Origin of the sequence: Streptomyces sp. NPDC015032, assembly GCF_043080425.1 — a bacterium.
Classification (GTDB): domain Bacteria; phylum Actinomycetota; class Actinomycetes; order Streptomycetales; family Streptomycetaceae; genus Streptomyces.
This window is the reverse complement of sequence record NZ_JBIBVN010000023.1, coordinates 107,241-129,070: the sequence shown is the minus strand read 5'-3', so window position 1 is coordinate 129,070 and position 21,830 is coordinate 107,241. Positions and strand designations below refer to the sequence as shown.

Here is a 21,830-nt window from a genome sequence, read left to right as displayed (position 1 = left end):
AGCGCCGATGGTACTGCAGGGGGGACCCTGTGGGAGAGTAGGACGCCGCCGAACTCCTTTTGTTGGAGAGCCCCGTGCCCTTGTGGCACGGGGCTCTTCTGCGTTCACGACTTCTTGCGATACCCCCTGTGCACCCGCCGCTGATGGCTGCGGGTAAAGTCAGGGGGCATCATTGGCACGTTCTTCACACAGGAGGCCCCCGGGTGGAGGTCCAGGAGACTCGGGTTCAGACGGACCGGGTACTCACCATCCCCAACATCCTCAGCATGGCTCGCCTTGTCGGGGTACCGCTCTTCCTGTGGCTGATTCTTCGCCCCGAGTTCGGCGGGCCCAAGAGCGATGGCTGGGCGCTGCTGGTGCTGATGCTCAGTGGGGTCAGTGACTACCTCGACGGCAAACTCGCCCGCCGATGGAACCAGATCAGCAGCCTCGGCCGGCTCCTGGACCCTGCCGCGGACCGTCTCTACATTCTTTCCACTCTCGTCGGCCTGACCTGGCGGGAGATCCTGCCGCTCTGGCTCACCGCGGCACTTCTCGCACGCGAGCTGATGCTCCTCGTGATGGTGGGAATCCTCCGCCGCCACGGCTATCCGCCGCCCCAGGTGAACTTCCTGGGGAAGGCCGCCACGTTCAACCTGATGTACGCGTTCCCCTTGTTGCTGCTCAGCGATGGAAGTGGTTGGCTTGCATCGCTGGCCGCTGTTTTCGGATGGGCGTTCGCAGGTTGGGGTACAACGCTCTACTGGTGGGCAGGGATCCTCTACGTGGTTCAGGTCCGCCGACTGGTCAAGGCGGATGTAGTAGCCGATTGAGCTCGTTGATGCGGTGCCGCGCAGCGTGGCCGGCCCGCCGCTGATGACCCGGATGTTGCCCCGACGGGCGAAGTCGGCCAGGCCGTCGTCTCTTCAAGGAGGACGTTTCCGACATGAAGGCCGTCGTGATGGCTGGCGGCGAAGGCACCCGTCTTCGTCCCATGACCTCAAGCATGCCCAAGCCGCTTCTGCCCGTCGCCAATCGGCCGATCATGGAGCATGTGCTTCGGCTGCTCAAGCGGCACGGGCTCAACGAGACCGTCGTAACGGTCCAGTTTCTCGCCTCGCTGGTCAAGAACTACTTCGGGGACGGCGAAGAGCTCGGGATGGAGCTCAGCTACGCCAATGAGGAGAAACCACTCGGCACTGCGGGGAGCGTGAAGAATGCCGAGGAAGCGCTGAAGGACGACACCTTCCTCGTCATTTCCGGTGATGCGCTCACCGACTTCGATCTCACCGACCTCATCGCCTTTCACAAGGAAAAGGGCGGGCTGGTGACGGTGTGCCTGACCCGTGTGCCGAATCCTCTTGAATTCGGCATCACCATTGTCGACGAGGCGGGCCAGGTCGAACGGTTCCTGGAGAAGCCCACTTGGGGCCAGGTCTTCTCGGACACCGTCAATACGGGCATCTATGTCATGGAGCCCGAGGTGTTCGACTACGTCGAGGCCGACGTCTCGGTGGACTGGTCCGGAGATGTCTTCCCGCAGCTCATGAAGGAGGGCAAGCCCATCTATGGCTATGTCGCCGAGGGCTACTGGGAGGACGTGGGCACCCATGAAAGCTATGTGAAGGCCCAGGCCGACGTCCTTGAGCGCAAGGTCGACGTGGAGATCGACGGCTTCGAGATCTCGCCGGGTGTATGGGTCGCGGAGGGCGCGGAAGTACATCCCGACGCGGTATTGCGGGGCCCCCTCTACATCGGGGACTACGCAAAGGTCGAAGCCGGAGTGGAGATTCGAGAGCACACGGTCATCGGGTCCAACGTGGTCGTCAAGAGCGGGGCTTTTCTGCACAAGGCCGTGGTGCACGACAACGTCTACATCGGCCAGCACAGCAACCTGCGCGGATGCGTGATCGGTAAGAACACCGACGTCATGCGGGCCGCCCGCATCGAGGACGGTGCGGTGATCGGGGACGAGTGTCTGATCGGTGAGGAATCGATCATTCAGGGGAATGTCCGCGTCTACCCGTTCAAGACCATCGAGGCCGGCGCCTTCGTCAACACCTCGGTGATCTGGGAGTCGCGCGGGCAGGCCCATCTCTTCGGCGCCCGTGGTGTGTCCGGGATTCTGAATGTCGAGATCACGCCGGAGCTGGCGGTGCGGCTCGCCGGAGCGTATGCCACGACCCTCAAGAAGGGTTCGACGGTCACCACCGCACGTGACCACTCCCGCGGTGCCCGTGCGCTGAAGAGAGCGGTTATCTCCGCGCTCCAGGCCAGCGCCATTGAGGTACGGGACCTGGAGAACGTACCGATGCCCGTCGCGCGCCAGCAGACCGCGCGAGGCAGCGCCGGCGGCATCATGATCCGTACGTCTCCCGGCGTGCCCGACTCGGTCGACATCATGTTCTTCGACGAGCGGGGCGCGGACCTCTCCCAGGCACGCCAGCGGAAACTGGACCGGGTCTACGCACGCCAGGAATATCGCCGGGCCTTCCCGGGGGAGATCGGGGACCTGCACTTCCCGTCCAGCGTCTTCGACTCGTACACCGGATCGCTGCTGCGGAACGTGGACACCACCGGGATCGCCGACGCCGGTCTCAAAGTCGTCGTCGACGCGTCCAACGGCAGTGCCGGGCTTGTTCTGCCCAGTCTGTTGGGACGGCTCGGCGTGGATTCATTGACCATCAATCCCGGGCTCGACGAATCACGGCCCACCGAATCCGCCGACACCCGACGGTCCGGGCTGGTGCGGCTGGGCGAGATCGTCTCCTCGGCCCGGGCGGCGTTCGGTGTGCGGTTCGATCCGGTCGGCGAACGACTCTCCCTGGTCGACGAGCGAGGCAGGATTGTGGAGGACGACCGGGCGCTCCTGGTGATGCTCGACCTCGTCGCCGCCGAGCGGCGCAGCGGGCGGGTGGCGCTGCCGGTGACCACGACACGGGTTGCCGAGCAGGTCGCGGCGTACCACGGCACGCAGGTCGAATGGACGAGGACATCGCCCGACGACCTGACACGCGTGGGACGTGAAGAAGGCACCATCTTCGGTGGAGACGGCCGCGGCGGCTTCATCGTTCCCGAATTCAGCAGTGTGTTCGATGGATCCGCCGCCTTCGTGAGGCTCCTCGGGCTCGTCGCCAGGACCCAGCTCACCCTCAGCCAGATCGACGCCCGCATTCCCCGTGCCCATGTCCTGCGCCGTGATCTGGGCACACCCTGGGCGGTCAAGGGCATGGTCATGCGCCGGGTCGTGGAGGCCGCAGGGGACCGCGGCGTGGATACCACGGACGGGGTGCGGGTCGTCGAGGCCGATGGACGGTGGGTGATGGTGCTTCCGGACCCGGCCGAGGCGGTCACCCATTTGTGGGCCGAGGGCCCGGACGACGCCTCCGCGCAGGCCTTGCTGGACGAGTGGGCAGCGGTCGTGGACAGCGCAGGTCACTGAGGGTTCCGCGGGTGTGCCCGCCGGTGTCGCTCGACGCCGTCGGGCACACCGGTGGGGCCATTCGGCGGTAGCAGTGGTGACGTGCGACGATGTGCGGCATGTCGCAGCAGCCCCCCGATCGGAGTACCGCCTCTCCCCCCGCGCGCCCCGACGCGTCCATGTCGCTGCTGACCAACGTGATGGACCACAGCCTGGACGACGGGTACGCCGAGGCGTCGGCGCGTCGCAAGGCCGACGGGAGCGCGGCACTGCCCCGCACGCTCAAGACGAAACTCGGCCTCGCAGCCTGTCTGGTGCTCGCTGCCCTCGTCGTCACGCTCGGGGCCGCGCAGGCGCGCGTCTCCGCGCCGGTCCTCGCCAAGGAGCGCGAGGAACTGATCGACCGTATCGACGGCGAGACGACAGCGGCGGACAACCTTGAGGCGGAGGTCGACGCGCTCCGGGACGATGTGGGCAGCCGACAGCGCAAGGCGCTGGAGAAGCACGGCGGGGACCAGGGAGAGCTGGTGGCGTTGCTCGCCGGGGCGACGCCGGTGGCCGGACCCGGCGTGAAGCTCGTCGTCGACGACGCCAAGGACACCGACCAGGGCGGTGGCGGGCCGCGGGAGACCAGCGGATTCTCCGACACCGGGCGGGTCCGCGACCGGGACTTGCAGCGGTTCGTCAACGGCCTGTGGGAGTCCGGTGCGGAAGCGATCGCGATCAATGGGCAGCGTCTGACGGCCCTGTCGGCGATCCGCGCGGCCGGCGACGCCATACTGGTCGACAACAGACCGCTCGTGCCCCCGTACACGGTGCTGGCGGTGGGGGACGGGAAGTCGTTGAGCAAAGCATTCCAGGACAGCGACGACGGCCAGTATCTGCAGGCGCTCAAGGACACCTTCGACATCCGGACGGGCATGTCCGTCCAGGAGAAGGTGAGCCTCCCGGTCGCGCCGAGCCTGATCGTACGTACAGCAGAGCCTTACAAGGCCGCAGACACCGGCAGTGGTGCGGCAGAGACAGGGAAGGGCACATCGTGATCGCCGTACTGGGCCTCGTCGTGGGAGTCGTGGTCGGACTGTTGGTCCGGCCCGAGGTACCGGCGATGGTCGAGCCCTATCTTCCGATCGCCGTCGTGGCTGCTCTCGACGCAGTCTTCGGTGGTCTGCGGGCCATGCTCGACGGCATCTTTGTCGACAAGGTGTTCGTCGTGTCGTTCCTGTCGAACGTCGTCGTGGCCGCGTTGATCGTTTTCCTGGGCGACAAGCTGGGCGTCGGGGCGCAGCTTTCCACCGGTGTGGTGGTCGTGCTCGGGATCCGGATCTTCTCCAACGCCGCGGCCATCCGCCGGCACGTCTTCCGGGCCTGAGGCCGATGAGCAACGAAGAACTTCCCAGCGGCAAGGAACACTCCGGCCGGCGGCCGGCCGACACCGTCCAGGAACTCACGGGTCGTCAGCGGCTGATCGCCGGACTCTGGCCGCCACGAGTGACACGGGCCCAACTCGTTGTCGCGCTGCTGTTGTTCGTCCTAGGTCTCGGGCTGGCCATTCAGGTGCGCTCGAACAGCGACAACAGCGCGCTGCGAGGTGCCCGCCAGGAGGACCTGGTCCGTATTCTCGACGAGCTGGACGACCGCACGCAGCGTCTGGAGGACGAGAAGCAGCGTCTCGAGGCTCAGCGCACGGAGCTGGAGAACAGCTCCGACCAGGCTGAGGAGGCGCGTAAGCAGACGGTGGAGAAGGAACGGCAACTCGGAGTCCTCGCAGGCACCGTGGCGGCTCACGGGCCGGGTATCACCCTCACCGTCAACGACCCGGGAAATGGCGTCAAGGCGGACATGTTGCTGGACGCACTCCAGGAGTTGCGTGCGGCCGGCGCCGAGGCGATCGAGGTCAACGGTGTCAGAGTGGTGGCCAGTACCTACTTCTCCGGTGACGGCGGCAAGGTCAAGGTGGACGGCCGTAAGATCACCGCGCCGTACGTGTTCAAGGTGATCGGCAAGCCCCAGGATCTGGAGCCGGCGCTGAACATCCCCGGCGGTGTGGTGCAGACGCTGGAGAAGGAGCAGGCCACCGTGCATGTGGAGCAGGCCGACAACATCGTCGTGGACGTCTTGCGACCGGCGAAGCAGCCTGACTACGCTCGGTCGTCGTCCCCGTGAAGCCGCGGCACGGAAGGGGCGACGGATACGGGCAGGAGGTTGCGGGGGGTCGCCGCATCGTAATGGTGGTGCGTGATGGAAACTGTCGAGTGGATACGGACGTTGTGAGGGTGTCCGGGTCGGCAGGTGTGTTCATTCAGGGTTCGTCCTGCCCCACGGGCGGGTCTATTTCGGTCAAGGGGAATCGCCCGTGAAGTTGTTTGGGAAGTTGTTCGGCAAGAGCGCTCGCGATGAGGCTGCCCGCCATCGCGCACCGCGTCATGGCCAGGCAGACGAGCAGGGCGCGGAGCGCCCGCTCTTCCGCGATCAGATGTCCAGTTCGGGCAGTGCTAATTCGGGCGTTTCCGGCGCGTCGTCTGTTGACCCTGCCGGTGCCGGCCGCATAGGTTTCACAGAACCGTCAACCTCAGGTACGGGTGGAGGGTTCGCCCCGAGGCAGGAGGGCTCGTCCATGCCGGTCTGTACGAGGTGCGGGCATCGCAACGCCGAGGACAGTCGTTTCTGCTCCAACTGCGGTGCGCCGCTGAGGGGTGGAATTCCCGAGCGTGCCTCGGAGACGACCTCGACCATCTCCATCTCCGGCCTCGAGGCGTACGAGGCGGAGGCCACCGGGCAGACGCCTCTGCCCTCCCTCTCGCCCGAGGCGCAGGCCGCCGTCGACGCTCTTCCGCTCGGCTCGGCGCTCCTCGTGGTGCGGCGAGGTCCGAATTCCGGCAGCCGCTTCCTGCTGGACGGCGAGCTGACCACGGCCGGCCGTCACCCACAGAGCGACATCTTCCTCGACGACGTAACGGTGTCGAGGCGGCATGTGGAGTTCCGCAGGGGCCCCGACGGCAGCTTCACGGTCGGGGATGTGGGCAGCCTGAACGGCACCTACGTCAACCGTGAGCGCATCGACTCCGTTGCCCTGTCCAACGGTGACGAAGTGCAGATCGGCAAGTACCGGCTGGTCTTCTACGCGAGCCAGCGGGGTATCTGACCCGCCAGGGAAGGTCCATGCTGAGAACACCGACGGGCGGTGCCGGTCACGGCACCGCCCCCGCCGACGACCGCCCGATGAGTATCGGCACGGTGCTCCTGCACCTGCGGGACGAGTTTCCCGAGGTCACGATCTCCAAGATTCGCTTCCTGGAGGCCGAAGGGCTCGTCGAGCCGCAGAGGACCCCCTCCGGGTACCGCAAGTTCCGGGCGGCCGATGTGGAGCGGCTCGCCCAGGTGCTGCGTATGCAGCGGGATCACTACCTTCCGCTGAAGGTCATTCGCGAGCATCTGGACGCGCTCGCCCGGGGCGAGCAGTCCGCCCTGCCGCCCGGAGGCGACCCCCGGGACCTGCCCGACGGCAGCTGGGAAGCCGAGTCCGGGCGGGCGACGGCGGCCCGGATCGGCCGTGCCGAGCTGCTCGCGGCGACCGAGGTCACCGAGAGTGACTTGGACGAGTGGGAATCGTACGGTCTGGTCACTCCAGGCGCCGAGGGCGGTTACGACGCCGAGATGGTCACGGTGGCCAAGCTTGTGGCGGATCTGGGGCGATTCGGTCTGGAACCACGTCACCTCCGCGCCATCCGGGCGGCCGCAGACCGCGAGGCGGGGCTCATCGAGCAGGTGGTCGCACCCCTGCGTCGGCACCGGAATCCGCAGACCAGAGCACATGCGGAGGCCACCGCGAGAGAGCTTGCCGAGCTGTCCGTACGGCTTCATTCGGCCCTTGTGCAGACCGCTCTGCGCGTCCGGCTCCACTGATCTCGTCGGTGCCCGACTACCCAAACCTGCCGAGCACGTCCTAGGGTTGCTGTGTGAACGAGCTCGACGTTGTGGGTGTCCGGGTGGAAATGCCCTCCAACCAACCGATCGTGCTCCTGCGTGAAGTGGGAGGCGACCGGTACCTCCCCATTTGGATCGGTCCTGGTGAGGCGACCGCGATCGCCTTTGCCCAGCAGGGCATGGCTCCCGCCAGGCCGCTGACCCATGATCTCTTCAAGGATGTGCTCGAGGCCGTCGGCCAGGAGCTCACCGAGGTCCGCATCACGGACTTGCGGGAAGGGGTCTTCTACGCGGAGCTGGTCTTCGCCAGCGGGGTGGAGGTGAGCGCGCGGCCGTCCGACGCCATAGCGCTCGCGCTGCGCACCGGAACGCCGATCTACGGCAGTGACGGGGTGCTCGACGATGCGGGCATCGCCATCCCCGACGAGCAGGAGGATGAGGTGGAGAAGTTCCGCGAGTTCCTCGATCAGATCTCACCGGAGGACTTCGGTACCAACAGTCAGTGACCGTTCTGCGAGGGCGCCGTCAGCGCATTCGACAAGCCTTTCCCGTTCGCGAGTCACGGGAAACCACCCTCAGGGTGATTATCACTCGGCGTGCCGAGTGTGGCGATCGTTGACGCACCCCGAGTGACTGCCTACCTTCGAGATGGCAGGTCAAGGACGGAGGTCGGCGTGAGAAGCAGCGGCGACGGTACGGCAGCAGGTGGGCCGTATCCGCAGCAGGGGAGTACAGCCGGCCACACCATCAGGCAACCGGTTCAACCGGCGGCGGTGGCGGGGGGCGGCGTGGCATCGGCCAACGACATCGGCTATCGCGGGCCGACGGCCTGCGCGGCTGCGGGGATCACCTACCGGCAGCTCGACTACTGGGCACGCACAGGGCTGGTCGAGCCGAGCGTCCGTCCGGCCTACGGCTCGGGCACACAGCGGCTCTACAGCTTCCGGGACGTCGTCCTGTTGAAGATCGTGAAGCGCTTCCTGGACACGGGGGTGGCTCTGCAGAACATCCGCACCACGGTTCAGCACCTGCGGGCCCGCGGGTTCCAGGATCTCGAGCGCATGACGCTGATGAGCGACGGGGCGACGGTCTACGAGTGCTCCTCGCCGGACGAGGTCGTCAAACTGCTCCAGGGCGGCCAAGGGGTCTTCGGCATCGCCGTGGGCGTGGTGTGGCAGGACGTCGACGTCGCGCTGTCGCAGCTGCACGGTGAACGTGTGGACACCGGCGAGACGCTGGTCGGGAACAACCCCGCCGATGAGCTCGCGCGACGGCGCAACCGCGCCGGCTGACCGGGACGGAGAGCAGGGCGGGGCAATTGTCAGTGCCATGGGGCAGCATCGATTGATGTGAGAGCCGCGCCCACCATCCTGCATCTGGACATGGATGCCTTCTACGCCTCTGCCGAGCAGGCGGCGAAGCCCAGTCTGCGCGGGAAACCGGTTGTGGTGGGCGGGCTGGGCCCCCGCGGAGTCGTCGCCACGGCGTCGTACGAGGCACGGCGCTTCGGGGTCCACTCGGCGATGCCCATGGCACAGGCCCGGCGGCTCGCCCCCAATGCGGCCTATCTGGTGCCCCGCTTCCTGCTGTACCGGATGGTCAGCGACCAGGTGATGGAGTTGCTGGGGCGGCTCTCCCCGCTGGTGGAGCCACTGAGCCTGGACGAGGCATTCGTGGACCTGGAAGCCGGTGGGGCGGCCGATGACACGGCTTCCGCGCTGGAGATCGGTGAGCAGCTGCGTACCGCTATCAAGGCGGTCACCGGGCTCACCGGCTCGGTCGGGCTGGCCGGCTCCAAGATGCTGGCCAAGATCGCTTCGGAGCAGGCGAAGCCGGACGGGCTGGTGCTCATCGAACCGGGCACGGAGCGGGAGCTGCTCGCGCCGATGCCGGTACGGATCCTCCCCGGCGTCGGGCCCGCGACGGCGGACCATCTGCGCCGCGCCGGGATGACGACGGTCAACGACCTGGCCGAGGCCGGGGAGGCGGAGCTGGTACGCCTGCTGGGGAAGGCGCACGGCGGCTCTCTCCACCGCATGGCGTTCGGGTACGACGACCGGCCCGTGGTCGCGGAGCGGGACGCGAAATCAGTGTCGGTCGAGGACACCTTCGACACGGACCTGCACGACAGGGTGCGGGTCCGGACGGAGGTGGAGCGGCTGGCCGACCGATGCGTACAGCGGCTGCGGGGAGCGGGGCGGTCCGGGCGGACGGTGGTGCTCAAGGTGCGCCGGTACGACTTCTCCACCCTCACGAGGTCCGAGACGCTCCGTGGGCCCACGGACGACCCCACCGTGGTCCGGGAGGCTGCCGCACGGCTCCTGGAGGCCGTGGACACCACCGGAGGCGTACGGCTCCTCGGCGTGGGCGTCACGGGGCTCGCCGACTACACACAGGAGGACCTCTTCGCGCAGGCCGCCGGTGAACGGGCCGCGACGGGGGAGACGGTCGAAGAAGCGACGGAGGCGGGTGACGAGGGGGACGAGCCGGCGGGCGGTGCGCGGGAGGAGCCCCCCGAGCCCGCAGAGCAGCTCGCCGCGCGGCGCTGGCCCGCCGGACACGACGTACGCCATGACGTCCACGGCCACGGCTGGGTGCAGGGCAGCGGTATCGGCCGGGTGACGGTGCGGTTCGAGGAGCCGGGGTCGGTGCCCGGCCGAGTGCGTACGTTCCGGATCGACGACGCGGAGCTGCATCCGGCCGATCCGCTGCCGCTGGTGCGGAACCCGGTGGACTACTCGTCCTGGCCGGCAAGTCTGCCGAAGTCCCTGTCCGGGCCGGTCTCCTCGGACGGGGAGTCCAGTCCGTAGTGCCGGTAGAGCTGGAGCTCCTGTTCCGGCGAGAGATGACGGCCGACGCCGAAGTCGGGTGCGTCCTTGATCAGTGCGCGGTCGAAGGGAACGCGGAGCGAATCCTCCACGAACTCGCTGGGTTCCAGCGGGACGAAAGCGTCCCGGCTGAAGAGTCCGGTGCGTACGGCCGCCCACTCGGGCACACCGGTCGCGTCGTCGAGGTACACCTCGTCCACGGTTCCGATCTTGGTGCCCTTGCGGTCGAAGGCCTTGCGGCCGATCAGGCTGCGCGGATCGATGTCGGTCTGCACGATCCCTCCCACTGGTCGCGGCTACTCCACAAGCTCTACAAAAGTGCAGATCCGGGGGGTTGGCCACTCGAGAATTCCGCCATGAACCCCGCTGGTAGGCTGGTGACGGCTGCTGACCCCGTGCGGGAGAGTCCTCCGGAGCGAATCCGGAGGCGCCGAAGGAGCAAATCCTCCCCGGAATCTCTCAGGCCCACGTACCGCACGGACGAGGTCACTCTGGAAAGCAGGGCGGGCTCCGTGCGGCCGAGTGCCGGTACGGTTCCCTTCCTCACCGACGGTGAAAACCGGCACGCCGCAGGGCGCGCCGGTGAAGCTCTCAGGTTGAGATGACAGAGGGGGAGGCCGTTCGGGCACCCGCGCCGTGGTGCCCCTCGCAGGTCGTGAAGACCAGGAGGCCTCCACCATGACCCCCCGTCGCACCCCGCTCTCCCAGCTGGAGCAGGGCATTCCGTTCGAAGAGCGCCACATCGGTCCCGATGGCGAGGCGCAGTCGAAGATGCTCGCCCAGGTCGGTTACGGCTCGCTGGACGAGCTGACCGCGGCCGCGGTGCCCGACGTCATCAAGAGCGCGGAGGCACTCCGGCTGCCGGCCGCCCGCACCGAGGCCGAGGTCCTCGCCGAGCTGCGCGCCCTGGCCGACCGCAACCAGGTGCTGGCCCCGATGATCGGGCTCGGCTACTACGGCACCTTCACCCCGCCGGTGATCCTCCGCAACGTCATGGAGAACCCCGCCTGGTACACGGCGTACACGCCGTACCAGCCGGAGATCTCGCAGGGCCGCCTGGAGGCGCTGCTCAACTTCCAGACGATGGTCGCCGAACTGACCGGCCTGCCCACCTCCGGCGCCTCCCTGCTCGACGAGGGCACCGCGGCCGCCGAGGCCATGGCGCTCTCGCGGCGTGTCGGCAAGGTGAAGAACGGCGTCTTCCTGGTCGACGCCGACGCCCTGCCGCAGACGATCGCCGTCATCGAGACCCGCGCCGAGCCGTCCGGTGTCGAGGTCGTCGTCGCGGACCTCTCCGCTGGCATTCCCGCAGAGGTCGCCGAGCGCGGTGTCTTCGGTGTCCTGGTGCAGTACCCGGGCGCCTCCGGGGCCGTGCGGAACATCCAGCCCGTCATCGAGCAGGCCCACGAGCTCGGCGCGGTCGTCACGGTCGCCGCCGACCTGCTGGCCCTGACCCTGCTCACCTCGCCGGGCGACCTGGGCGCGGACATCGCGGTCGGTACCACGCAGCGCTTCGGTGTGCCGATGGGCTTCGGCGGACCGCACGCCGGCTTCATGGCCGTGCGCGAGAAGTTCGCCCGCAGCCTGCCCGGCCGCCTCGTCGGTGTCTCCGTCGACGCGGACGGCAACAAGGCCTACCGGCTGGCGCTGCAGACCCGCGAGCAGCACATCCGCCGGGAGAAGGCCACCAGCAACATCTGCACCGCGCAGGTGCTGCTCGCCGTCATGGCCGGGATGTACGCCGTCTACCACGGCTCGGACGGGCTGCGGACGATCGCCCGGCGCACCCACCGTTACGCGACGATCCTGGCCGAGGGTCTGCGCGCCGCCGGCATCGACGTCGTGACCGGCACCTACTTCGACACCCTCACCGTGCGCGTCCCCGGGAAGGCCACCGACATCGTCGCCGACGCCCGCGAGCGCGGTGTCAACCTGCGGCTCGTCGACGCCGACCTGGTCTCCCTCGCCTGCGACGAGACCACCACGAGGGTGCAGATCGCCGCCGTCTGGGCCGCATTCGGCACCGACGGGGACATCGAGGCGCTGGACGCCGCGGCCGCCGACGTGCTGCCCGAGGGTCTGCTGCGCACCGACGAGATCCTCACCCACCCGGTCTTCCACCAGCACCGCTCCGAGACGGCCATGCTGCGCTACCTGCGCAAGCTCGCCGACCGGGACTACGCGCTGGACCGCGGCATGATCCCGCTCGGATCCTGCACCATGAAGCTGAACGCGACCACCGAGATGGAGCCGGTCACCTGGCCCGAGTTCGGCGCGCTGCACCCCTTCGCGCCGGCCGAGCAGGCGCAGGGCTTCCTCACCCTCATCCGTGAGCTGGAGGAGCGTCTCGCCGAGGTCACCGGCTACGACGCCGTATCGATCCAGCCGAACGCCGGCTCGCAGGGCGAGTTTGCGGGCCTCCTGGCGGTACGGGCGTACCACCGGGCCAACGGTGACGACCAGCGGACCGTCTGCCTCATCCCGTCCTCCGCGCACGGCACCAACGCCGCCAGCGCCGTGATGGCCGGAATGAAGGTCGTCGTGGTGAAGACGGCCGACGACGGCGAGGTCGACACGGAGGACCTCCGTGCCAAGATCGAGAAGCACCGCGACGAGCTCGCCGTGCTGATGATCACGTACCCGTCGACGCACGGCGTGTTCGAGGAGCACGTCGCCGACATCTGTGCCGAGGTGCACGACGCCGGCGGTCAGGTGTATGTCGACGGCGCCAACCTCAACGCGCTGGTCGGGCTCGCCAAGCCGGGCCGGTTCGGTGGCGACGTCTCGCACCTGAACCTGCACAAGACCTTCTGCATCCCGCACGGTGGCGGTGGCCCCGGCGTCGGCCCGGTCGGTGTGCGCGCGCACCTCGCGCCGTACCTGCCGAACCACCCGCTGCAGTCCGCAGCGGGCCCCGAGACCGGTGTCGGGCCGATCTCGGCCGCGCCGTGGGGTTCGGCGGGCATTCTTCCCATCTCCTGGGCGTACGTACGCCTGATGGGCGGTGAGGGCCTGAAGCGTGCGACGCAGGTCGCCGTGCTCGCGGCCAACTACATCGCCAAGCGTCTCGAACCGCACTACCCGATTCTGTACAACGGCCCGGCCGGGCTGGTCGCACACGAGTGCATCGTGGACCTGCGGCCGATCTCCAAGGCCACCGGCGTCAGCGTCGACGACATCGCCAAGCGCCTGATCGACTACGGCTTCCACTCGCCGACCATGTCGTTCCCGGTCGCCGGGACGCTGATGATCGAGCCGACCGAGAGCGAGAACCTCGCGGAGCTCGACCGCTTCTGCGACACGATGATCGCCATTCGCGGCGAGGTCGAGAAGGTGGCCTCCGGCGAGTGGAGCGCGGACGACAACCCGCTGTGCAACGCTCCGCACACCGCGGCGATGCTGGGCGGGGAGTGGAAGCACGGCTACAGCCGCGAGGTGGCGGTCTTCCCGGCCGGTGTCTCGGCCGCCGACAAGTACTGGCCGCCGGTGCGCCGGATCGATGGTGCCTTCGGTGACCGCAACCTCGTCTGCTCCTGCCCTCCGCTGGACGAGTACGACAACTGAGGCACGAACGGCAGGGCGTGACGCGGACATGCGTCGGGGCCGGTGCGGAGAAGTCTCCGGGCCGGCCCCAGTTCCTTCAGGCCGGGGTCAGGCAGCCTTCGCCACTCGGCCGGTCTCCAGAGGCCGGTGTGGGGCGATGATCTGCCCGTCCGGGAGCAGCTCACCGGTGTCCTCGAAGAGCAGGACGCCGTTGCACAGCAGGCTCCAGCCCTGTTCCGGGTGGTGGGCCGTCAGACGGGCGGCCTCCCGGTCGGCTGAGTCGGCGGTCGGGCATGGTGGTTGATGCTGGCACATGGGTGGGTTCTTTCGCTGCGTTGTAGTGAATGTCCTGCGGCTTGACGAAGTGTTCACGGCCGCCCCCCGCGTATCGATCGGTCCGGTCCCAGTGTTGCCCCACGGGCGTCAATCCGCAGGGATTTCGCGGCAGCACTTCTTCTTACTCCGAGGACGCGTCACCCGGCCGGTCGGTTCACCGCAACTGCACTGTCACTTCGGGTGGTTCGGGGTGGCCGGACCGGGCTAGTCCGGATGGGTGAGATGTGCGCCCGCGCGCGCCGTGGTCCTCAGCACGGTGCCGCGCAGAGCTGTGCCCCGCCACGGGAGTCGGTGGCGGGGCACGGTGCGGTGGTGCCGGGTGCGGCCGCTGTCAGGCCGGCGACCCGAGCAGGGGCCCGGGGCCCGGGGTGATGCGCAGCGTCATCACGCGGAGCAGTTCGGCCACCCGGTGCGGGCTATGTGCCGCGATGCCCGGTGGTGCGGGAGCCAGTGGTACGAGGAGATCGGCGGGAGCGAGTGCCCCGTCGGCTGCGTCGGCATTGGCGTCGGCGTGCAGCCACAGGGCCAGCATGTAGAGCTCCGGAATGGACAGCAGCCGTGGCTGGTACTGAGATGTCACCGTCTCGGCCTGGCGCAGAGCGAGTTCGGTCGAGGCGATGTAGGGGCCCTCGAAGAAGTGCGAGAAGGCCCAGCCGTCCGGGGTGAGCATGGTGTCCGCCGCGGCGACTGCCTGCTCCGAGCTGCGGATCACGAACCGCCACGCGGCGAGCCGGGTGGCGGGCGCGAGCTCGCTCGGGCCGATCCGCTCCAGTACATGGACGGGGAGCGGGAGTTCGGGGCTCAGCGGTCCCTGGGCGGATCGGAGAGCCGGTGTGCGGGCCTCGCGGACTGCGGTGGGTGAACCGAGTGCCGCGAGGACGCTGCGCAGAGCGGGCGCGGGAGCCGGGGGAACATGCAGCGGCATAGTGGGTCGCCTCTCACTTCGGAGACACGGTGATGCGTGGGCGGGTGCAGACGGCGCTGTCGGCGTGCGGGGCCAGAGGCGGCCGGTGACTGGGCCGGTGCGTCGACTCTCTGCCTCGTCTGCGAAGTTTATACGACACGTGTTCACACAGTGTTTCCACTAGTCGTCGCAGTTATTGCCAACAAGGCGGTATCAAGACTTTATTATGCGGGGATTCTGCTGATTCGTCGTCATCGGCGCAGCCGCTGCCAGGGATTTTTCCATCGACGCGGTCGGCCGAAACTCGTCGGCGTTTTCATCACGCTTCGGGTGGCGGAAAACCGCGGACTGCGCCATGCCGACGGAATGTGCCCCGGACAGCCGTCCACAGATTACTGGGTGCGTGGCGATCGTGGGGCGTTATGGATCACCGCGTCTGGGCATTATCGATCGTGACGCGAGCGGCCTGGGCCGCGGGCCGCCCACTCGAGGGAGGGACGCTTCGATGGGGGAGAAGGTCGTGGCGGGCGCCTTTGATCTGTCCGATCGGCACAGGTACCGGAGGAAGCTCCACCAGTGCCTGGAGGGGATGGAGAGGCTCCTGGCGGAGCGGAGGTTCGACCGCCCCCGCAACCTCATGGGCATGGAGCTCGAGCTGAATCTGGCAGGCGCCGACGGCATGCCGAAGATGATGAATGGGGAGGTGCTCCCTCGGATCGCGAGCCGTGATTTCCAGACCGAACTCGGGATGTTCAATCTGGAAGTGAACATCGTCCCGCACCACCTGGACGGGCGTGTTTTTGATCAGCTGGCCGAAGAGCTCAGGGCCGGCCTCGGATATGCGCACCGGAAGGCGGGCGAGGTCGATGCCGGGATCATGATGATCGGAATTCTGCCCACCCTGGGACGTGCGGACCTCGTTGCCGCGAACCTCTCGAAGGCGGACCGCTACACACTGCTGAACGATCAAATGGTGGCTGCGCGGGGCGAGGATTTCTCCCTCGATATCGACGGTGTCGAGCGACTGGTCTGCACCGCCTCCTCGATCACCCCCGAGGCCGCCTGCACATCGGTTCAGCTGCATCTGCAGGTGACACCGGCGCGCTTCGCGGCCGTATGGAACGCGGCCCAGGCCGTCGCCGGGGTCCAGATCGCCATGGGCGCCAACTCACCCTTCCTGTTCGGCAGGGAGCTGTGGCGGGAAACGCGGCCGACGCTTTTCCAGCAGGCCACGGACACCAGACCGCCCGAACTCCGGAACCAGGGGGTGCGGCCCCGGACCTGGTTCGGTGAGCGGTGGGTCGGTTCGGCGCACGAGCTCTTCGCGGAGAATCTGCGCTTCTTCCCCCCGCTGCTGCCGATCTGCGACGAGGAGGAACCGCTGCGGGTGCTCGACGAGGGCGGCGCGCCGCAGTTGCAGGAGCTGGTGCTCCACAACGGTACGGTCTACCGCTGGAACCGGCCTGTGTACGGCTTGGCCGACGGCGTACCCCATCTGCGGGTGGAGAACCGGGTCCTGCCCGCCGGTCCCACCGTCACCGATGTGATCGCCAATGCCGCGCTCTACTACGGGCTCGTGCGGGCGCTCGCCGAGGAGTCCCGTCCGGTGTGGACCAGGCTCCCGTTCGCAGCGGCGGCCGAGAACTTCGACGCCGCCTGCCGCCACGGCATCGACGCGGAGCTGATCTGGCCGCGTCCGGGCCGGTCGGGCGGGCTGACCCGGGTGCCGGCGGTCAAGCTCGTACGGGACGAACTGCTGCCGCTGGCTGCCGCAGGGCTGGATGCCTGGAACATCGAGTCCGCGGACCGCGACCGTTACCTCGGGGTCATCGAGGAGCGCTGCAGACGACGGGTGAACGGGGCGTCCTGGCAGGTGGACAGCTACCACCGGGCACGGGAGGCCGGGCTTGAACGGCATGCCGCACTGGCCGCGACCACCCGCCGGTACGCCGAACTGATGCACAGCGGCGAACCCGTCCACAACTGGCCGACGGGTGTCCCAGCGCAGTGACCCCGTCGGGGCGTCCGCCGGTGTCCGCCGCCGTTCCCGTCCGCGCGGAACGCTATTCCCGGGCGGTGTGGTTGCTCTGTCCGGCCGTCATGACGGCCTGCAGGATGACGGCCTGGATGTCGGCAGGGTCGGTGACCTGGTAACCTCCGCCGCCGGTCACCTTCGCTATCTCGTCGACCTCCTCGCGGTCGGCCTCGGGGCCGACCGCGATGGCGAGGAGCGGTACCGGACGCTCCGGGTCGGCGATCCGCTTCAGTTCCGCGATCAGGGCGCTGCGGGAGATGGAGCGGTCGTCCTGGTTCGAGCCGTCGGTGAGGATCACCACGGCGTTGAACTTGCCCTTCACATACGTCGCCTGCGCGTCCTTGTAGGCGGCCAACGTGGTGTCGTACAGGCCGGTCGCGCCGCCCGGCACCGGTTGCAGCGCGGAGAAGGCCGCGGTGAGCTTCTCGCGGTGGGTACCGCCGCCCTTCGCCGGATCGCCGAGCCGGCCGGTCGGTACCAGCCTGCGGTAGTCCTTGCCGCCGTCGAGCGTGGTGGCGAACTCCCAGAGCCCGATCTCGTCGTTCTGGGTGAACTGGTTGAGGGCCTGGATCAGGGAGGCCTTGGTGACATCCATCCGGGACTGGTTGCGCCCCGGCACGATCGTGGCCATCGAACCCGAGGCGTCGACGACCGTCGTCAGCCGCGCGTTCTGCACCGTGATCGTCCACATGCCGAGCGTCTGCTGGAGTTCCTCGGCGGACGGCGCCGCGGCGGCCGGGGCGGCATACGGCTGGGGCTTCCTGCCGCCCGCCGATGCGATCACCGATTCCCCGGCCGTTCCGTCCACGTTCCTGAAGCCGTGCTTCTTCAGAGTGGCCTGCGCCCCCGGCTCGTTCAGCAGCGTCATGAACCGCAGCGCCGCCCGGCCCTCGGACGTACTCATCCTGGTCTCGTCGACCAGTGTGTACGGGTAGTTGAGGAGCGGGGCGCCGTCCTCGGGGTAGAAGAGATCGAGCCTGCCGCCGCCCGTCGACGCCGCGTTGTGGGCGAACGCGGCCTGCTCCGAGAGGAGCACCGCCTGGTTGCGCTCCGGATGGCCCGGCTCGGCGTCCGAATCGCTCTGCGCCAGCGTCTCCAGCACCTGGGTGTCGCCGTCCGACATACGCCGCGCGAGCAGCTGGGCGGTCGCCGCGACCCGGGTGTCGCTGTCACCACCCTGTTTCCCGGAGGACGCGCCGATGCTGGAGAGTGCGAGCAGCCCGGTGGCACTGCGTGCCGGGTCCGCCGAGCCCAGGCGCACCTTGTCCGAGTCCGTGGCCTGGGCCGTCAGCCCGGCCCAGGAGTACCTCTTCTTCGGCCAGCCGAGGCTCTTGGCCGCCGACGGCACCATGGCCAGGGTGACGGGGGAGGAGGCGATGGAGTCGCCCGGGGTGATCGGAACGCCTTCGCCGGAGCCCTTGGCCCGGTCGAGCCACAGGTCGGAGTCGGGCAGCCAGAGCTGGTAGTCAGGGGCACGGGTCCCGGAGGAGAGGGCGTCGGCGACCTTGTAGGAATCGCGTGCGACGACCCGCACGTACAGACAGCGGCCGTCGGATCTCAGATCGTCCTGGCGCGCCTTCTCGGCGACGGCACGAACGGCGGGGGCGATGTCCGGTGAGGCCATCATGGAGAGATGGCACGGCGGAGTCCTCGCAGGACTTCGAGAACGACAGCAGGCCGCCCCGCGCCGCGACCGCCGTTCCCGCGGCCACCGCGAGGACGAGGGCGGTCGCGATCACCACGGTCCGCCGACGGCGCGGCGGCGGACCGTCCCCGCCTCCATCGGTCGCGTGGTGGTCGGGCAAGCTGTGACGTCCCATGTCGGTGGTGCCCCTCCTTGAGGATGAACAAGGAAAAGGGGGACCGCACCATCGCCCATGGTGGTTGTCCCCCCGGCCTGTCGCGCGTGGTCTTCGTACCTGTATTCGAGACCCTAGCGGGACGGGGCGGGGCCCGGGGTGTGAATGCACGACTCAAGGCAGGTGTACAGGTGGAGGCGGGGCGCGTGGCTGATTCTTTTCCCCAAGAGGCTGTTTCGCGACGGATCTTGCGGTCCGAAACGGTACTGGTACTGGCGCTCTCGCTGGGTGCCAGCGGGGTTTCTGCCCTGATCAGTTTTGTCGGATCACTGACGAAGTCAGGCGGCTTGAAGGAACAGGCCGCTACGCTCAACAGCTCCTATGCGCCAGGGCGTCCATGGCTGGATCTCGCCTGGCAACTCTTTGGAATCACGACGGCTCTGGTGCCCGTGGCCCTCGTCGCCCATCTGCTGATCAGGGAGGGCACCGGCCTGCGCGCCATCGGCTTCGACCGGACCAGGCCATGGCCGGACCTGGGGCGCGGCACGCTGGTCGCGGCGGGCATCGGAAGCGCCGGGCTCGCCTTCTACCTGGTGGCGCGAGCGGCCGGTTTCAATCTGACCGTGGTCCCGGAGTCACTGCCCGACGTGTGGTGGAAATTCCCGGTCCTGATCCTGTCCGCACTTCAGAACTCCGTGGTGGAGGAAGTGATCGTTGTCGGGTACCTGCTGCGCAGACTCGGGCAGTTGGGGTGGACGCCGATGGCCGCACTGGTGGCGAGTTCGGTGCTGCGCGGCTCGTACCACCTGTATCAGGGCATCGGCGGCTTCATCGGAAACATGGTGATGGGAGTGGTCTTCGTGCTGCTGTACCGGCGCTGGGGGCGGGTCGGTCCGCTGGTGGCGGCGCATGCGCTGCTGGATATCGGGGCGTTCGTCGGATACGCCCTGCTGGCCGGGCAGGTGGGGTGGCTCCCCACGCCGTGAGCGGGCGGGCGGCCGGTGGACGGAGTTCGGCACCGGAGGGGGAGGGGAAAGGGCGTCCGTCCCCGGGTGATGTGACCGGGGTGGTCCGTGAGTGGTGACCGGTACGGGGGGCGTACGGAGATGGTCCGTACGCCCCCGCTGTGCCGGCGTCGAAAGGTGTCAGAGCGCGGCGAGCAGTTCGCCGTCGATGACCGTGACGGCATTGCCGGTCAGCAGGGTGCGCTCGCCGCGCAGTGAGGTGCGGACCAGGCCGGAGCGGGCGGAGGCCTGTAGTCCGGTCAGTTCGTCACGGCCGAAGCGGGCTGACCAGAAGGGGGCCAGGGCGGTGTGGGCGCTGCCGGTTACCGGGTCCTCGTCGATCCCGACGCGTGGGAAGAAGCCGCGGGAGACGAAGTCGTAGCCGCGGGTGGGGTCCTCGGCGGCGGCCGTGGCGATGATGCCTCGCCGGGAGAGGCGGGCCACCGCGGCGAGATCCGGCGCAAGCCCCCGTACGGTCGCCTCGTCGGCCAGCTCCACGACCAGGTCGCCGATGTGCGGGCCGGTGTCGTGGACGGAGAGCGGTTCCGCGCCCAGAGCGGCGGCCAGCCCGGCCGGGGCGGCCTCCGGTGTCAGTGGGGCTGTGGGGAAGTCGAGCGTGACCGTGCCGTCCGGGTGGGCGGTCGCGGCGAGGATCCCGCATCGCGCCGTGAAACGCACCGTGCCGCTCGCCGTCCGGGTGGTGTGCAGGACGTGGGCGGTTGCGAGGGTGGCATGCCCGCACATGTCGACCTCGGTGGCCGGGGTGAACCAGCGCAGCGCCCAGTCCGCCTCGCCGCCCGGTGGCAGCGGGTGGGCGAAGGCGGTCTCGGAGAGGTTGATTTCCCTGGCGATCGCCTGGAGCTGTGCGTCGTCGGGAAAATCGTTGGAGTCCAACAGCAGGACTCCCGCCGGGTTGCCGGCGAAGGGGCGGTCGGTGAACGTATCGACGATTCGGATCCTCATGACGCGACCGTACGTGCGGCGGAAAGCGGCAGGACAAGGCCAATTCCGTTTCTCTGGACCGAAATGCCCGGCCGATGGCGGGGAATGGGTTCCGCCCGGTCCGGCAGCGGCTCTGCGCGCTCCTGTGCACTGCGCGACGCCGGGGTGCGGAAGGCCCGACGGAGTCCGCGGCGGGTCGCAGAGGATGTTGCCGCCTCGGCCGCCCTCGCCGCCTCGTTGTCACGATCAGGGGCGGGTACGGGCAGGCGGCCGCGCCGTCGGCCGCTTCGGCGCCGACGACGGCACGGGGGCCGTCTCCGCTCAATGGCTGCGCCGGGTGGCGACGGCGACCGCGGTCGATGTCGCGAGCGCGAGGCACAACGGCGAATAGGCGAGTCGGTCGAGGCGCCGGAAGCGGGCCGAGACCGATCCCGGGGACAACAGATCGGTCCGCCCGGCGAGCCCTGCTGCACCGCGCACACCGAGTACCCCCGCGACGCCGGCCGCGCCCAGCCGGGACAGCGCCGGGTGCCGCCGGGGCTGTCCAGCGACCAGCAGGGCCGCGGCCCCCAACGCGCCTGCCACGACATGGCAGGCAACAGGGCCGGGCATGTCCGGTCGGCCGACCACCGCGTCCGAGAGAGCTTCCCGGTCGGGGAGCGGCCACGACGAGCCCGTGCCCCAGGCAACGTGCATACCGGCAAGAGCGGTCAACGCCGTGACGGAAACCCGACGGGCGGTGCGCTCGATCTTCATGGCGTTCACGCTATCGCCCGCGCCGACGCTCATGCCGCACGGTCCCCCCGGCAGCAGATCCTGACCGTCCCAGGGAAGTTCGAGCGGGTGGCCGGCCGCGGCAGACAGTGCGCGATCCTTCGCATCCCCCTCCACCCCGTTCCCGGATACCGCCGCTTCCCGGGCGTGCATCGGATCTTCCCCAGCGCGTGAGGCAGCCGCTGTTGCGGCGGCGCTGCCACAGGCGGGTCCATTTTCCTGAACCGGTCTTGCGGGGACACGCGGTCGTGCGCACCGGCCGCGTGCCTCCGCACCCGCGCTGACCTGAGTGGACTGGATTGGCTGAGACGCAGCGACTCGGTTCGTCGAGACGAATC

The 21,830-nt window shown here is 68.7% G+C and carries 18 protein-coding genes, 1 pseudogene and 1 riboswitch; of the genes and pseudogenes, 13 read left to right on the top strand and 6 right to left on the bottom strand.

The genetic code is table 11. The annotated features are described in order from the left end of the window. Positions 1-203: 203 nt before the first annotated feature. From ACF08M_RS27780 to ACF08M_RS27735, 10 genes are all read left to right on the top strand, one after another. On the top strand, positions 204-812 hold the full coding sequence (locus ACF08M_RS27780) for a CDP-alcohol phosphatidyltransferase family protein (RefSeq protein ID WP_384458298.1): 609 nt from the start codon (positions 204-206) through the stop codon (positions 810-812). Positions 813-925: 113 nt separating this feature from the next. Continuing rightward, entirely contained in the window at positions 926-3,421 is a 2,496-nt protein-coding gene (locus ACF08M_RS27775; protein ID WP_392187983.1) for a sugar phosphate nucleotidyltransferase, read from the top strand. A 98-nt stretch (positions 3,422-3,519) separates the two neighbouring features. Next, positions 3,520-4,443, top strand: a complete 924-nt coding sequence (locus tag ACF08M_RS27770) for a DUF881 domain-containing protein (RefSeq protein WP_392187982.1) — start codon at positions 3,520-3,522, stop codon at positions 4,441-4,443. Further along, positions 4,440-4,772: a small basic family protein gene (locus ACF08M_RS27765; RefSeq protein ID WP_018522495.1), complete on the top strand. Its 333-nt coding sequence runs from the start codon at positions 4,440-4,442 to the stop codon at positions 4,770-4,772. Before ACF08M_RS27770 ends, ACF08M_RS27765 begins: the two co-directional genes overlap by 4 nt. 5 nt (positions 4,773-4,777) lie before the next feature. Next, positions 4,778-5,566, top strand: coding sequence for a DUF881 domain-containing protein (locus ACF08M_RS27760; protein ID WP_392187981.1), 789 nt, complete (start codon positions 4,778-4,780; stop codon positions 5,564-5,566). A 190-nt stretch (positions 5,567-5,756) separates the two neighbouring features. After that, a complete protein-coding gene (locus ACF08M_RS27755) occupies positions 5,757-6,545 on the top strand; it encodes an FHA domain-containing protein (protein ID WP_392187980.1) in 789 nt (262 codons plus the stop codon). A 17-nt stretch (positions 6,546-6,562) separates the two neighbouring features. After that, positions 6,563-7,306, top strand: a complete 744-nt coding sequence (locus ACF08M_RS27750) for a MerR family transcriptional regulator (protein ID WP_392187979.1) — start codon at positions 6,563-6,565, stop codon at positions 7,304-7,306. Between the two features lie 53 nt (positions 7,307-7,359). Continuing rightward, a complete protein-coding gene (locus ACF08M_RS27745) occupies positions 7,360-7,833 on the top strand; it encodes a bifunctional nuclease family protein (protein ID WP_006123076.1) in 474 nt (157 codons plus the stop codon). 240 nt (positions 7,834-8,073) lie between these two features. Further along, entirely contained in the window at positions 8,074-8,619 is a 546-nt protein-coding gene (locus ACF08M_RS27740; protein ID WP_392187993.1) for a MerR family transcriptional regulator, read from the top strand. Positions 8,620-8,676: 57 nt separating this feature from the next. Beyond that, positions 8,677-10,137 carry a DNA polymerase IV gene (locus ACF08M_RS27735; protein ID WP_392187978.1) on the top strand — a complete coding sequence of 487 codons (1,461 nt, stop codon included), beginning with the start codon at positions 8,677-8,679 and terminating at the stop codon, positions 10,135-10,137. Here ACF08M_RS27735 and ACF08M_RS27730 read toward each other — a convergent pair. Continuing rightward, entirely contained in the window at positions 10,062-10,430 is a 369-nt protein-coding gene (locus tag ACF08M_RS27730) for a PRC-barrel domain-containing protein (RefSeq protein WP_392187977.1), read from the bottom strand. The two genes, ACF08M_RS27735 and ACF08M_RS27730, sit on opposite strands and share 76 nt — an antisense overlap. 113 nt (positions 10,431-10,543) lie before the next feature. Next, a riboswitch (glycine riboswitch) is annotated at positions 10,544-10,640 on the top strand. A 193-nt stretch (positions 10,641-10,833) separates the two neighbouring features. On the opposite strand from ACF08M_RS27730, the gene gcvP reads away from it, so the two are divergent. Continuing rightward, entirely contained in the window at positions 10,834-13,719 is a 2,886-nt protein-coding gene (gene gcvP / locus ACF08M_RS27725) for an aminomethyl-transferring glycine dehydrogenase (RefSeq protein ID WP_392187976.1), read from the top strand. An 87-nt stretch (positions 13,720-13,806) separates the two neighbouring features. On the opposite strand, the gene ACF08M_RS27720 is transcribed toward gcvP, so the two are convergent. Together ACF08M_RS27720 and ACF08M_RS27715 are read right to left on the bottom strand one after the other, a co-directional pair. Next, positions 13,807-14,013, bottom strand: a complete 207-nt coding sequence (locus ACF08M_RS27720) for a DUF5999 family protein (RefSeq protein ID WP_392187975.1) — start codon at positions 14,011-14,013, stop codon at positions 13,807-13,809. Between the two features lie 352 nt (positions 14,014-14,365). Further along, positions 14,366-14,959 carry a hypothetical protein gene (locus tag ACF08M_RS27715; RefSeq protein WP_392187974.1) on the bottom strand — a complete coding sequence of 198 codons (594 nt, stop codon included), beginning with the start codon at positions 14,957-14,959 and terminating at the stop codon, positions 14,366-14,368. A gap of 484 nt (positions 14,960-15,443) precedes the next feature. On the opposite strand from ACF08M_RS27715, the gene ACF08M_RS27710 reads away from it, so the two are divergent. After that, positions 15,444-16,949, top strand: a complete 1,506-nt coding sequence (locus tag ACF08M_RS27710) for a glutamate-cysteine ligase family protein (protein WP_392187973.1) — start codon at positions 15,444-15,446, stop codon at positions 16,947-16,949. Between the two features lie 52 nt (positions 16,950-17,001). Here the strand turns inward: ACF08M_RS27710 and ACF08M_RS27705 are convergent. Beyond that, a pseudogene (locus tag ACF08M_RS27705) lies at positions 17,002-18,793 on the bottom strand (substrate-binding and VWA domain-containing protein). Between the two features lie 185 nt (positions 18,794-18,978). Between ACF08M_RS27705 and ACF08M_RS27700 the strand changes: the two are divergent. Further along, positions 18,979-19,758, top strand: a complete 780-nt coding sequence (locus ACF08M_RS27700; protein WP_392187992.1) for a CPBP family intramembrane glutamic endopeptidase — start codon at positions 18,979-18,981, stop codon at positions 19,756-19,758. 159 nt (positions 19,759-19,917) lie between these two features. On the opposite strand, the gene ACF08M_RS27695 is transcribed toward ACF08M_RS27700, so the two are convergent. Next, positions 19,918-20,739: a PhzF family phenazine biosynthesis protein gene (locus tag ACF08M_RS27695; protein ID WP_392187972.1), complete on the bottom strand. Its 822-nt coding sequence runs from the start codon at positions 20,737-20,739 to the stop codon at positions 19,918-19,920. A 300-nt stretch (positions 20,740-21,039) separates the two neighbouring features. Beyond that, on the bottom strand, positions 21,040-21,474 hold the full coding sequence (locus tag ACF08M_RS27690) for a DUF3995 domain-containing protein (protein ID WP_392187971.1): 435 nt from the start codon (positions 21,472-21,474) through the stop codon (positions 21,040-21,042). Positions 21,475-21,830: the final 356 nt, after the last annotated feature.